Annotated in this window: 13 protein-coding genes and 1 pseudogene; 9 read left to right on the top strand and 5 right to left on the bottom strand. The window is 75.9% G+C overall.

The window, feature by feature from the left end; all coding sequences use genetic code 11:
* Positions 1 to 48: 48 nt before the first annotated feature.
* From nadD to ACI79F_RS05375, 6 genes and pseudogenes are all read left to right on the top strand, one after another.
* On the top strand, positions 49 to 717 hold the full coding sequence (nadD, locus tag ACI79F_RS05350) for a nicotinate-nucleotide adenylyltransferase (protein ID WP_456543894.1): 669 nt from the start codon (positions 49 to 51) through the stop codon (positions 715 to 717).
* Positions 714 to 1,238, top strand: a complete 525-nt coding sequence (gene rsfS, locus ACI79F_RS05355) for a ribosome silencing factor (RefSeq protein WP_456543893.1) — start codon at positions 714 to 716, stop codon at positions 1,236 to 1,238. The genes nadD and rsfS overlap by 4 nt, the downstream gene beginning before the upstream one ends.
* Complete coding sequence (locus ACI79F_RS05360; RefSeq protein ID WP_456543892.1) at positions 1,235 to 1,963, top strand: histidine phosphatase family protein; 729 nt, start codon at positions 1,235 to 1,237, stop codon at positions 1,961 to 1,963. The genes rsfS and ACI79F_RS05360 overlap by 4 nt, the downstream gene beginning before the upstream one ends.
* A 59-nt stretch (positions 1,964 to 2,022) precedes the next feature.
* On the top strand, positions 2,023 to 2,958 hold the full coding sequence (locus tag ACI79F_RS05365) for a DegV family protein (RefSeq protein ID WP_456543891.1): 936 nt from the start codon (positions 2,023 to 2,025) through the stop codon (positions 2,956 to 2,958).
* A 134-nt stretch (positions 2,959 to 3,092) separates the two neighbouring features.
* Complete coding sequence (locus ACI79F_RS05370; protein WP_456543890.1) at positions 3,093 to 3,974, top strand: ComEA family DNA-binding protein; 882 nt, start codon at positions 3,093 to 3,095, stop codon at positions 3,972 to 3,974.
* A gap of 65 nt (positions 3,975 to 4,039) precedes the next feature.
* Positions 4,040 to 6,088 (top strand): annotated as a pseudogene (locus tag ACI79F_RS05375) (ComEC/Rec2 family competence protein); the annotation flags it as partial.
* Between the two features lie 137 nt (positions 6,089 to 6,225).
* Here the strand turns inward: ACI79F_RS05375 and ACI79F_RS05380 are convergent.
* Positions 6,226 to 6,363, bottom strand: coding sequence for a hypothetical protein (locus tag ACI79F_RS05380; protein ID WP_456543889.1), 138 nt, complete (start codon positions 6,361 to 6,363; stop codon positions 6,226 to 6,228).
* A 56-nt stretch (positions 6,364 to 6,419) separates the two neighbouring features.
* On the opposite strand from ACI79F_RS05380, the gene holA reads away from it, so the two are divergent.
* Positions 6,420 to 7,403 (top strand): DNA polymerase III subunit delta, encoded by a 984-nt coding sequence (gene holA / locus ACI79F_RS05385; RefSeq protein ID WP_456543888.1) that lies wholly within the window; start codon positions 6,420 to 6,422, stop codon positions 7,401 to 7,403.
* A gap of 174 nt (positions 7,404 to 7,577) precedes the next feature.
* Here the strand turns inward: holA and rpsT are convergent, their stop codons facing one another.
* On the bottom strand, positions 7,578 to 7,844 hold the full coding sequence (rpsT, locus tag ACI79F_RS05390) for a 30S ribosomal protein S20 (RefSeq protein WP_456543887.1): 267 nt from the start codon (positions 7,842 to 7,844) through the stop codon (positions 7,578 to 7,580).
* Positions 7,845 to 8,044: 200 nt separating this feature from the next.
* On the opposite strand from rpsT, the gene lepA reads away from it, so the two are divergent.
* Both lepA and ACI79F_RS05400 read left to right on the top strand, forming a co-directional pair.
* A complete protein-coding gene (lepA, locus tag ACI79F_RS05395) occupies positions 8,045 to 9,886 on the top strand; it encodes a translation elongation factor 4 (protein WP_456543886.1) in 1,842 nt (613 codons plus the stop codon).
* 23 nt (positions 9,887 to 9,909) lie between these two features.
* Positions 9,910 to 10,539 (top strand): MOSC domain-containing protein, encoded by a 630-nt coding sequence (locus ACI79F_RS05400; RefSeq protein WP_456543885.1) that lies wholly within the window; start codon positions 9,910 to 9,912, stop codon positions 10,537 to 10,539.
* A gap of 10 nt (positions 10,540 to 10,549) precedes the next feature.
* On the opposite strand, the gene ACI79F_RS05405 is transcribed toward ACI79F_RS05400, so the two are convergent.
* The 3 genes from ACI79F_RS05405 to ACI79F_RS05415 are packed head-to-tail and all read right to left on the bottom strand — an operon-like array spanning position 10,550 to position 11,792.
* Entirely contained in the window at positions 10,550 to 10,981 is a 432-nt protein-coding gene (locus ACI79F_RS05405) for a VOC family protein (RefSeq protein ID WP_456543884.1), read from the bottom strand.
* A 40-nt stretch (positions 10,982 to 11,021) separates the two neighbouring features.
* Positions 11,022 to 11,555, bottom strand: a complete 534-nt coding sequence (locus ACI79F_RS05410) for a Clp protease N-terminal domain-containing protein (RefSeq protein ID WP_456543883.1) — start codon at positions 11,553 to 11,555, stop codon at positions 11,022 to 11,024.
* Between the two features lie 3 nt (positions 11,556 to 11,558).
* The gene (locus tag ACI79F_RS05415) at positions 11,559 to 11,792 is read right to left on the bottom strand and encodes a helix-turn-helix domain-containing protein (protein WP_456543882.1); all 234 of its coding nucleotides are present in this window, start codon (positions 11,790 to 11,792) and stop codon (positions 11,559 to 11,561) included.
* Between the last annotated feature and the right edge of the window lie 83 nt (positions 11,793 to 11,875).

Genomic DNA, 11,875 nt, shown 5'->3' on the forward strand with positions numbered 1-11,875 from the left:
GTCGGTGTCATGGGTGGGACGTTCGATCCCATCCACCACGGTCACCTGGTGGCGGCGAGCGAGGTCGCCGGACTCTTCGGCCTGGACGAGGTCGTCTTCGTCCCCACCGGGCAGCCGTGGCAGAAGAGCGAGCGCGTCGTCAGTCCCGCCGAGGACCGCTATCTCATGACCGTCATCGCCACCGCCTCCAATCCCCGGTTCTCGGTGAGCCGGGTCGACGTCGACCGCGGCGGCCCGACCTACACCATCGACACGCTGACCGACCTGAAGGCGCAGCGGCCCGACGCCGAGCTGTTCTTCATCACCGGCGCGGACGCGCTCGCCCAGATCCTCAGCTGGCGCGACAGCGACCGGTTCCTCGAGCTGGCCCACTTCATCGGGGTCACCCGCCCGGGGTTCCAGCTCGCCGACGGCCACCTGCCGCAGGGCACCGTCAGCCTGGTCGAGGTGCCGGCGCTGGCGATCAGCTCCACCGACTGCCGCGACCGGGTCGGCCGCGGCATGCCCGTCTGGTACCTCGTCCCCGACGGCGTCGTCCAGTACATCGAGAAGCGCGGCCTGTACCGGTCGTCCCCGCGGGCCAGGACGGCCGGCGACGGGCGGCCGACCGCGTCGGGGGACCGGCCGACCTACGACCGGCCCCCACCCGGCGGCACACCTGCCGCCCCTGCCGCCGGCGCAGCGCCGGCACCCGGAACTCAGGAGGTACCCCGATGACCGCCTCGGTCGAGGCGCGGGAGACCGCTCAGCTGGCCGCACAGGCCGCGGCGGACAAGCTCGCCACCGATGTCTCCATCGTCGACGTCAGCGACCGGTTGGCCATCACCGACGCGTTCGTGCTCGCGTCGGCGCCGAACGAGCGGCAGGTGCAGGCGATCGTCGACGAGGTCGAGGAGCGGCTGCGCCGGCACGGCGTCAAGCCCGTCCGCCGCGAGGGCGTGGCCGAGTCGCGCTGGGTGCTGCTGGACTTCGTCGACGTCGTCGTGCACGTCCAGCACACCGAGGAGCGCGCCTACTACGCCCTCGAGCGGCTCTGGAAGGACTGCCCGACGATCCCCTTCGTCGACCGCGACGCACCCCCGCAGCCCGACGGGGCGTCCCCGCCTGCGGCGAGGGGCGGCGGGACGCTCTCCGCCGACGACGTCGACCCCGGCAGCGCCGACCCGGCCTCGCTGGCCCCCGAGCCCCCGGCGGCCGACGGGGAGGACCCCGCGTCGCCCGCGGCTCCCGGCCGGTGAGCGCCGCGCCCGCGTTGCCGGCGCAAGTCGACCGGCTCGTCCTCTGGCGGCACGGGCGCACCGAGTGGAACGCCGAGGGACGGTTCCAGGGCCAGCAGGACCCGCCGCTGGACGCCCGGGGCCGGCACCAGGCCGCCGTGGCCGCCGTCCACCTCGTGGCCGCCCTCGGCCTGACCGCCGAGGACACGGTGGTGGTCTCCAGCGACCTCAGCCGTGCGGTGCAGACCGCCACCGCGCTGACCGGGCTGCTGGGGCTGACCCCGGCGGTGGACGTCCGGCTGCGCGAGCACGGCCTGGGGCGCTGGGAGGGGCTCACCCGGGACGAGGTGGCCGCACGGCACCCCGAGCAGTACGCCGACTGGCTCGCCGGCCGCCCGGTGCGCGACCGGGGCGGCGAGGAGCCGGCGGCGGTGGCGGCCCGCGCCCTGTCGCTGGTGCGCGAGCTGCCGCCGGCCCGGGTCGCCGTGCTGGTGACCCACGGCGGGACGAGCGGCCGGCTGCTGGAGGCGCTGCTCGAGCTCGGCCCGGAGAACCGCCGGGTGTTCGGGCCGCTGGGCAACTGTGCCTGGAGCGAGCTCGCTCCGCAGGGGCCCCGGTGGCGGGTGCTCCGGCACAACTGGACTCCGCCCGCGGACGAGTCGGTGCTGCGGCAGGCGGGTGCCGCGGGCAGCGGTACCCCGGACGACGCGCCGCCTCCGGCCGAGGACGCCGACGCCGTCGCCTGATCGCGTGCTCCGCGCGGTGACCCGGAGGAGCTGCCCGCCGGGCGGGCTAGCCTCGCGGGATGCCAGTCGCCGTGGTCACCGACTCCACGGCCTACCTGCCGACCGAGCTGGTGCAGCGACACGGCATCGAGGTCGTCCCGCTGTACGTCGTGCTGGCCGGGCGCTCCGGTCGCGAGGGCGCCGACATCTCGCCGCAGGACGTGGCGCGCGCCCTGACCACCCGCCGGCAGCAGGTCTCGACGTCGCGGCCCACCACCGGAGACTTCGTCGCCGCCTACCGGCGGTGCCTGGACGCCGGCGCCGACCGGGTCGTCTCCGTCCACCTGTCCGCCGAGCTGTCGGGCACCTGGGACGCCGCCCGGCTGGCCGCTGCGCAGGTGGGCGAGCACCTGGTCACCGTCATCGACTCCCGCTCGGCCGCGATGGGGACCGGCTTCGCCGTGCTCGCCGCCGTCCGCGCGGCGCAGGCGGGAGAGGACGCGGCGGCCGTCGCCGACGCCGCCCGGACCACCGCGGCCGGCACGCGCACCCTGTTCGTGGTCGACACCCTCGAGCACCTGCGCCGCGGGGGCCGGATCGGCTCCGCGGCCTCCGTGCTGGGGACCGCGCTCGCGGTGAAGCCCGTCCTGCACGTCGCCGACGGCCGGGTCCTGCCGCTGGAGAAGGTCCGCACCTCGGCGCGGGCACTGTCCCGCCTCGTCCAGCGGGTGGCCGAGACCGCCGCCGGGCGGCCGGTCGACCTCGCCGTCCACCACCTGGCCGCGCCCGACCGGGCCCAGCGGCTCGCGACCGACCTGCGCGAGGCCGTGCCGCAGGTGGGGGACCTGCTGGTGAGCGAGCTCGGCGCGGCGATCGGCGCCCACGTCGGACCCGGCGCGGTGGGCGTCGTCGTCTCGCCGCGACCCGAGACCGAGGACCCCGCGGACGACGGCCGCGGGGACGCCGAGGACACGGACGACGGCACGGACGGGGACGGCGAGGACGCGACGCGCTGAGCGGGTGATCGGCACGGCGTGACCCTGCACCCGCCGGCCGACGGCACCGGGCCGGCCGTCCACAGGCAGCGGGTGGATCCACAGATCCGTCGCGGCGGGGTCCCCGCTGCCGAGCGCTTCCTAGCGTCCGCCGGGTGCGCCTCTCCTCCCGTCGTGTCGACGACGCCGACGTGATCCGCGCCCGCCTGCGGGCGCTCCTCGACGAGGGACGACGCGGCAGCGGCTGGCTACCCGACGACCTGCCGGACGCGCTGGACGCCCCGGACGAGGAGCGGGACGAGGACCTCGGGCGCACCCCGGTGCCCCGCCGTCCACCGCAGCTGCCCGTCGAGCCGGCCCGCGAGGACGACGGCGGGCTCCCCACCGGCATCGGGCGGCACCGGGCACCCGGACAGGCGGTGCGGGTCGTCCCCGGGCGGAGCAGCGTCCGGGCCCTCGTGCTGGCCGGGGTGCTCGGTGCCCTGCTCCTGGTCGGCTGGACCTGGGTGGACCGGCCCCGCGCGCAGCCGGTGGAGCCCGTGCCGGCGGGCACGAGCGCTCCGGCTCCGGCCTCGCCGTCGGTGGGCACCGCCGCCGACACCGCGCCCACCGTCACGGTGTCGGTGGTGGGCCAGGTCGCCCGGCCCGGTCTCGTCGCGCTGCCCGAGGGCTCCCGCGTGGCCGACGCCGTGGCCGCCGCCGGCGGGTTGCTGCCCGGCGCCGACCCGGCCGCGGTCAACCTGGCGGCGGTCGTGACCGACGGGCAGCAGATCGCGGTCGGCATCCCGGGTGCGGGCGCGTCGGCCGGAGGCGCGGCGGTCGGCGGCTCCACCCCGGCGGCGGGCGGCCGGGTGCTGCTGAACAGCGCGACCGTCGCCGAACTGGACGCGCTGCCCGGCATCGGCCCCGTGCTGGCCCAGCGCATCGTCGACCACCGCACGCGCAACGGACCGTTCACCGCCGTGGAGCAGCTGGACGACGTCCCGGGCATCGGACCGGCCACCTTCGACGAGCTCGCCGACCTGGTGGCGGTGTGAGCCGGGCGCCCGTCCGGATCGACCGCCGGTGGACGTGGACCGACCTGCGGCTGGCCCCGGCCGCGGTGGTCGTCTGGGCTACGACCCTGGCCGCGCCGTTCGTCCCGTGGCCCCTGCTCGCCGCGGTCGCCTGCACGGCCGCCGCGGCGGCCGTCGCCCTGGCACGCCGGTCCCGGTCGGGACGCGCGCTGGTGCTCGCCGCGGTCCTGGCGGCCCTGGTGCTGGCGGCGGCCACGGCAGCCGTGCGGTCCTGGACCCGCGAGGGCTCGCCCCTCACCGGGGCAGCACTCGCCGGTCGGACCGTCGAGCTCGAGCTCGAGGCCGACAGCGATCCCCGGCGGATCCCCGGGGTCGGTGCACCGCGGGTGGTGCTCGATGCGACGGCCACGCGGCTGACCGTCGGACCGGCGACGGTCGCGGTCGACGACCGGGTGGTCGTCTTCGCCCCGGCGGAGGGTTGGGAGCGGTTGCTCCCCGGTCAGGCCGTCCGCGTCCGTGCCGTCGTGTCCGCGGCGGATCCGGCCGACGGGGTCGTGGCCCGGGTGTCGGCCCGCGGGCCGCCCGACGTGCGCGGCGAGCCGCCGTGGACCCAGCGCGCCGCCGGCGACCTGCGTGCGGCGCTGGCCGCGTCGGCGCAGCGGGTGCTGGACCCCCTGCCGGCCGGGCTCCTGCCAGGCCTGGTCGTCGGCGACACCAGCGGGATGGACCCGGTGCTGGAGGAGGACTTCCGGCGGGCCGGTCTCGCGCACCTGACGGCGGTGTCTGGCGCCAACGTGGCGATCCTGCTCAGCGGCGTGCTCGCGCCACTGCGCCGCCGCGCCGTGGACCGCCGCATCCAGGCGCTGGTCGCCGTGGTCGCGCTCGTCGGCTTCGTCCTGCTGGCCCGGCCCACGGCTAGCGTGCTGCGCGCCGCGGCGATGGGGGCGGTCTCGCTGCTCGCCCTCGCGTCGGGCCGGACACGGGCGGCCGTGCCGGCGCTGTGCGGGTCCGTGGTCGTACTGGTCCTCATGGACCCGCGGCTGGCGCGGGACGCCGGCTTCGCCCTGTCCGTCGCGGCCACCGCGGCCATCGTGCTGGCGGCACCCGGGTGGGCGCGGCGCCTGCGCGCCCGGGGCTGGCCCCGGCTGCTCGCCGAGGCGGTCGCCGTGAGCGCCGCCGCCGGCCTGGCGACCGCGCCGCTGGTCGCCGGTCTCTCCGGCCTGGTGAGCCTGGTGTCGTTGCCCGCGAACCTGGTGGCGGCCCCCGCAGTCGCGCCGGTGACGGTGCTCGGGCTGCTGGCGGCCGTGGCCGGTCCGGTGGCGGCGCCGCTGGCCGACGGCCTCACCTGGCTGGCGGGCTGGCCGGTCCGGTGGCTGGTGCTCGTGGCGCGGTCGGCGGCCGGCCTGCCCGACGCGGGCGCCGCCTGGCCGGCCGGCACGGGCGGTGCCCTGGTCCTGACGGCGCTGCTGGTCGCCGGGGCCCTGGCGCTGTGGCGCTGGCCGCGGCTGCGCGCCCTGGCGCTGGCGCTGGCCGTGGGCGTGGTGGTGCTCGGCTGGCCGCTGCGCCAGGTCACCCGCGGCTGGCCGCCGGGCGGCGCCGTGCTGGTCGCCTGCGACGTGGGGCAGGGGGACGCGCTGGTCGTCCCGACCGGACCGGGGGAGGGGGTGCTCGTCGACGCCGGCCCCGACGTCGGCCCCGTGGACCGCTGCCTGGACCGCCTGGGCATCGACCGGCTGCCGTTGGTCCTGCTCTCCCACCTCGACGCCGACCACGTGGGCGGGCTGGCGGGAGCGCTCAGCGGCCGGGAGATCGGCGTGGTGGCGACCGGCACCCTCTCGCCCGCCGACGACCGCGTCCGGACGCTGACGCGGACGCTGCGCGGCACGGGCGCCCAGCAGGTGGTGCTGGCGCCGGGCGACCGGCGCCGGGTCGGGCCCGCGACGGTCGACGTGCTGGCGCCGGCACCGGAGATCGCCACCCGCGCCGCCGAGCCGAACGACCTGTCAGTGGTCGCGCGCATCACGGTGCGGGGCCTGCGGATCCTGCTCACCGGCGACCTCGGCGCCGAGGCGGAGCAGCGGCTCCTGGGCCGCGGCGTGGACCTGCGGGCCGACGTGCTGAAGGTGCCCCACCACGGCAGCGCGGACAACGACCCGGACTTCCTCGCGGCCAGCGGCGCCCGGGTCGCCATCGTGTCCGTCGGCGCTGACAACACCTACGGCCACCCCACCCGGCGGCTGCTCACCTGGCTCGCGCGCGAGGGCATGCGGGTCTACCGCACCGACCGCTCCGGCGACGTCGCGGTGACCGGGACGGCGGAGGACTGGGCCGTGGTCCCGCGCGGCGTCGACAGCGAGGGGGCGGCGGCCGGGGTGGGGACGGTGAGCGGACCGCCCGCGACAGGGCTCACCGGCGCGGTCCCGGTGGCGCGCCGGAACGGTCGGCGGGGCGTGACACCATGCCGGTGTGGCCGCCCGACCCCCCGAACCGACCTCCCGGCTGCGGGTCGTGGTCGGCGAGGAGGAGCTCCTGCGTGGGCGCGCACTGTCCGCCGTGCGCGGCGCCGTCCTCGCCCGCCACCCCGACGTCGAGGCGCACGAGCTCGCCGCCGCCGGGTTGGCGCTGGGCGAGCTCGCCGACGTGTTGGCGCCCTCGCTGTTCGGCGGTCACCGGCTCGTGGTCGTCACCGGCGTGCACGAGGCAGCCGCGGCGCTGTGCGACGCGCTCACCGGCTACGCCAAGGACCCCGATCCCGACCTGACGCTGGTCGTCGTGCACCACGGCGGCAAGCGCAACGAGGCGCTGCTCAAGACGTTCAAGGCGGCGGGCGCCGCCGTCGACGAGTGCCCCAAGGTGTGGCCGAACGAGCTCGGCGGTTTCGTCCGGAACGAGGTCCGGCGCGCCGGCGGGCGCATCACGCCGGACGCGGTGACGGCGCTGGTCGAGGCGGTGGGCAACGACCTGCGGGAGCTGTCGTCCGCGGCCAGCCAGTTGGTGTCCGACTTCGAGGGCAACGTCGACGCCGACGCCGTCGCCCGCTTCCACCGGGGCCAGGCGGAGGCCAACGGGTTCGCGGTGGCGGACCGGGCCATGTCCGGTGACAGCGCCGGCTCGATCGAGGTGCTGCGTTGGGCGCTGGACGGCGGCGTGCCGCACGTCCTCATCGCCGATGCCCTGGCGGAGGCCGTGCGGACCGCGGCACGCGCGAAGGCGGTCAACGTGCGGTCCTACGGCGAGCTCATGCGGACCTTCAAGTGGCCCAAGCGGAAGGCCGAGGACGGGCTCAAGCACGCCCGTGGCTGGTCGATCGACGGGCTGCAGCAGGCCGTCGCGGTCACCGCCGCGCTCAACGCCGACGTCAAGGGCGCGGCGGCCAGCGCGGACTACGCGCTGGAGCGTGCGGTGCGCCGCCTGGTGGGCATCCGCGCCGCCACCGCCGGCCGCCGCTGAGCCCGCCGGGCAGGGGCACCGGGCGCCCTCCCACGGCCTGCGGCGCGGCGGCGAGGACCCGGGCGAGGACCCGGGCGAGGACCCGGGCGAGGACCCCGGCGCGGCGCCGGCATCCCCCACATGCGACGAGCCCCCTCCCGCGCGGCGGGAGAGGGCTCGTCGGGAGCGTGCGGGTCAGCCCTGGAGGCCGGCCACCTGCTTGGCCATGCCGGACTTCCGGTTGGCGGCCTGGTTCTTGTGGATGACGCCCTTGCTGGCGGCCTTGTCCAGCAGCTTGCTGGCGTTCTGCAGCGCCGCGGAGGCCGCCGCCGCGTCCCCGGCGTCGGCAGCGGTGCGGAAGCGCCGGACGGCCGTCTTGAGGGCGGACTTGACCGCGACGTTGCGCTGCCGCGCCTTCTCGTTGGTCTTGATCCGCTTCATCTGGGACTTGATGTTCGCCACGCGTGAGCCTCGGTGTCTCGCTGGAGGGAGTTCTGACAGTGCGTCCGGACACGGGCTCCACAGCCTGCGATCACGGACCGGCCTATCAAGATACCAGCGTCGACGAGCCGGTCCCACACCACGTGGTCGACGTCGCTGACCGGCCCCGCCGGACGGCGCGCCCCGGGAAGGCGCTCGCGACCCCGCCCGGGCATGGGACGATGGGCAGCACTGTGACGACTCCTGCTGCCACCGACCCGGCCCGCATCCGGAACTTCTGCATCATCGCCCACATCGACCACGGCAAGTCGACGTTGGCCGACCGGATGCTCGAGGTCACCGGGATCATCGAGGCACGGCAGATGCGCGCCCAGTACCTCGACCGCATGGACATCGAGCGCGAGCGCGGCATCACGATCAAGGCCCAGAACGTGCGGCTGCCGTGGACCGTCGACGGCACCGAGTACGTGCTCGACATGATCGACACCCCCGGCCACGTCGACTTCACCTACGAGGTGTCCCGCTCGCTGGCCGCCTGCGAGGGCGCCGTCCTGCTGGTCGACGCCGCCCAGGGCATCGAGGCCCAGACGCTGGCCAACCTGTACCTGGCGCTGGAGAACGACCTCACGATCATCCCGGTGCTCAACAAGATCGACCTGCCCGCCGCGCAGCCGGAGAAGTACGCCGCGGAGCTGGCGCACATCATCGGCTGCGAGCCCGAGGACGTCCTCAGGGTCAGCGGGAAGACCGGCGAGGGCGTGCCGGCCCTGCTCGACGCCATCGTCGCCCAGATCCCGGCGCCCGAGGGCGAGGCGGAGGCCCCCGCGCGGGCGATGATCTTCGACTCGGTCTACGACATCTACCGCGGCGTCATCACCTACGTGCGGGTCGTCGACGGCCGGATCTCCGCCCGCGAGCGGATCAAGATGATGTCCACCGGCGCCACCCACGAGCTGCTCGAGATCGGCGTCATCTCCCCGGAGCCCAAGCCCGTCGACAGCCTCGGCGTCGGCGAGGTCGGCTACTTCATCACCGGGGTGAAGGACGTCCGCCAGTCCCGGGTCGGCGACACCGTCACCCTGCAGCACAAGCCGGCCGGCGAGCCGATCGGCGGCTACAGCGACCCCAAGCCGATGGTCTACTCCGGCCTGTACCCGATCGACGGCAGCGAGTACCCGCTGCTGCGGGAGGCGCTGGACAAGCTGCTGCTCAACGACGCCGCCCTGACCTACGAGCCGGAGACCTCCGCGGCGCTGGGTTTCGGCTTCCGCGTCGGCTTCCTCGGCCTCCTGCACCTGGAGATCGTCCGCGAGCGGCTCGAGCGCGAGGCCGGGATCAGCCTCATCTCCACCGCGCCGAACGTCGTCTACCGGGTGGTCATGGAGGACCGCTCGGAGATCACCGTGACCAACCCCAGCGACTGGCCCGAGGGCAAGATCGACACGGTCTACGAGCCCGTCGTCAACGCGACGATCATCGCGCCCAGCGACTACACCGGCACGATCATGGAGCTCTGCCAGGGCCGCCGAGGTCAGCTCGGCGGCATGGACTACCTCAGCGAGTCCCGGGTCGAACTGCGCTACAAGCTGCCGCTCGGCGAGATCATCTTCGACTTCTTCGACGCCCTGAAGTCGCGCACCCGCGGCTACGCCAGCCTCGACTACGCCGAGGCCGGCGAGCAGGAGTCCTCGCTGGTCAAGGTGGACATCCTGCTGCAGGGCGAGGCGGTGGACGCGTTCAGCGCGATCGTCCACAAGGACAAGGCGTACAGCTACGGCGTGATGATGGCCGGCAAGCTGCGCGAGCTCATCCCGCGGCAGCAGTTCGAGGTGCCCATCCAGGCGGCCGTCGGCTCCCGGGTCATCGCCCGCGAGACGGTGCGCGCCATCCGCAAGGACGTCCTCGCCAAGTGCTACGGCGGTGACATCACCCGCAAGCGGAAGCTGCTGGAGAAGCAGAAGGAGGGCAAGAAGCGGATGAAGATGGTGGGCCGCGTCGAGGTCCCCCAGGAGGCCTTCGTCGCCGCGCTCTCCACCAACGAGTCCACCGCCTCCAAGAAGTGACGGGCCGGCTCGAGGCCGTCTGCGTGTCCGGCACCGACCTCCCGTCCGTCCCCGACCGCAAGCCGCAGCGCACCGGCATCGACAAGCGCCCGGCCACCGGTCGGGTCGCCGTCCACGCCCTCGGCCTGGACGGCGACGTGCAGGTCAACCGCCGCTACCACGGCGGCGAGGGGCAGGCGGTCTACGCCTACGCGCAGGAGGACGCCGACTGGTGGGCCGCCGAGCTCGACCGTGACCTGCCCGCCGGCCGGTTCGGGGAGAACCTGCGCACCGCCGGGCTGGACCTCACCGGCGCCGTCCTGGGGGAGCGCTGGCGGGTCGGCACGGCGCTGCTGCAGGTGACCGACTGCCGCATCCCCTGCGCCAACTTCGAGCGGTTCTGGGGCGTGCCGCGGCTGGTCCGGCGCTTCACGGTGCAGGGCGCGCCGGGGGCCTACCTGCGGGTCCTGGAGGCCGGGGACGTCGGCGCCGCCGACCTCGTCGAGGTCGTCGACCGCCCCGAGCACGGCGTGACGGTGGGGACGGCGTTCCGCGCCTACACGACCCAGAAGCACCGGCTGCCCGAGCTGGCGCCGGCCCTGGCCACCCTGCCGGAACGGACCCGCGCGCGGATCGCCGCCCGCATCGAGCGGCGGCTCACCACCGCCGGCTGACGCCGGGGCCTCAGTGCAGCCAGGGCGCGTACGACAGCCCGACGACCAGCCCCTCCGGGGACTGCAGCCGGGCCACCGTCTGCCCCCACGGCTCGGTGCGCGCCCCGTGCAGCAGCGCGTGGCCGGCCGCCTCCAGCTCCGCGGCCCCGGCCGCCACCGCCTCGGCCCCGGCCGCCACCGCCTCGGCGTCGGCGACCTCGAACTCCACGCTCGCCTGCGGGACCGGGCGCCCGGCCGGCCAGGCCGCCGACCCGAAGCAGGCCGTGGCCGCCTCGGACAGCGGCCACACGCCGAAGTGCCGGCTGCCCTCGACGTGCTCGCTGGCCCAGTAGTCGCCCTCCAGCCGCTCCAGCGGCAGACCCAGGGCGTCGACGTACAGGCGCCGGCTGGCCGGTGGATCCGGCGCGATGACGCTCACGCTCGCGACGAACAGGATCTCCATCCGCCCACCGTGCCAGCGGCGGGGGACGGAACGGGGCGGATCAGCCGCCGATCGCCGCCGTGACGTCCCGCCGCAGCGCCGCCGGGTCGATGCCGAGGTCGGCGACCACCTTCATGGCCACCCCCTGACCCTCGCGGACGAGGCCGAGGGCGATGTGGCCGTCGGTGATCGTCTTCTGCCGCATCGCCAGCGTCTCCCGCAGCGACAGCTCCAGCACCTTCTTCGCCCGCGGGCCGAACGGGACGTGCCGACCCGGCCGGCCGGGCGCGGGGCCGCCGTCCAGCGCGCCCGCCCCGAACGCCGCCTCGACCCGCGCCCGCACGGCGTCGAGGTCGATGCCCAGCGTGCCGAGCGCGTCGGCGTCCAGCTCGTCGCCGACCAACGCGGTCACCGCCGCGGTGACGGTCTCCCGGGTCAGCCCGTGCCGCGCCAGCACCGCGGCGGTCGGCGTCTGCCGCCCGAGCAGGGCCAGCAGCAGGTGCTCGGTGCCGATCCGGCCGCTGTGCAGCCGCCGGGCCTCGGCCTGCGCCTGCACCACGGTCTCCCGCGCCTCGGCGGTGAATCGCTCGAACATCGGTCAGTCCCTCCGCCGGAGCGGCCCGCGGCCGCGCGCGTGCTTCTTGTGGACGGCCTGCCGGCTCACGCCCAGCAACTGGGCGATCTGCTCCCAGGTCCAGCCGCGGTCGCGGGCCTTGCCCACCTGCAGGGCCTCCAGCCGCTCCACCAGCACGCGGAGCGACCGGACGGCGCGCAGGCCCACCGCGGGGTCGTCGTCGGCGGCCGCCGTGGCCACCGCTGCCGTGTCAGCCATGCCGTCAACCTAAGTTGCGTCGCCGGGTCGTGTCAACACCGGTTGACGGCCGTGGGGGTGTCCCCGGGGCCGCGGCTCGTCTA

This window comes from Blastococcus sp. SYSU D00868 (assembly GCF_054050575.1).

Coding starts and splice junctions, on each gene's coding strand:
- ACI79F_RS05410 (WP_456543883.1), bottom strand. CDS start 11,555: ATGTTCGAGCGATTCACCGCCGAGGCGCGGGAGACCGTGGTGCAGGCG.
- ACI79F_RS05415 (WP_456543882.1), bottom strand. CDS start 11,792: ATGGCTGACACGGCAGCGGTGGCCACGGCGGCCGCCGACGACGACCCC.
- rsfS (WP_456543893.1), top strand. CDS start 714: ATGACCGCCTCGGTCGAGGCGCGGGAGACCGCTCAGCTGGCCGCACAG.
- lepA (WP_456543886.1), top strand. CDS start 8,045: ATGGGCAGCACTGTGACGACTCCTGCTGCCACCGACCCGGCCCGCATC.
- ACI79F_RS05365 (WP_456543891.1), top strand. CDS start 2,023: ATGCCAGTCGCCGTGGTCACCGACTCCACGGCCTACCTGCCGACCGAG.
- ACI79F_RS05405 (WP_456543884.1), bottom strand. CDS start 10,981: ATGGAGATCCTGTTCGTCGCGAGCGTGAGCGTCATCGCGCCGGATCCA.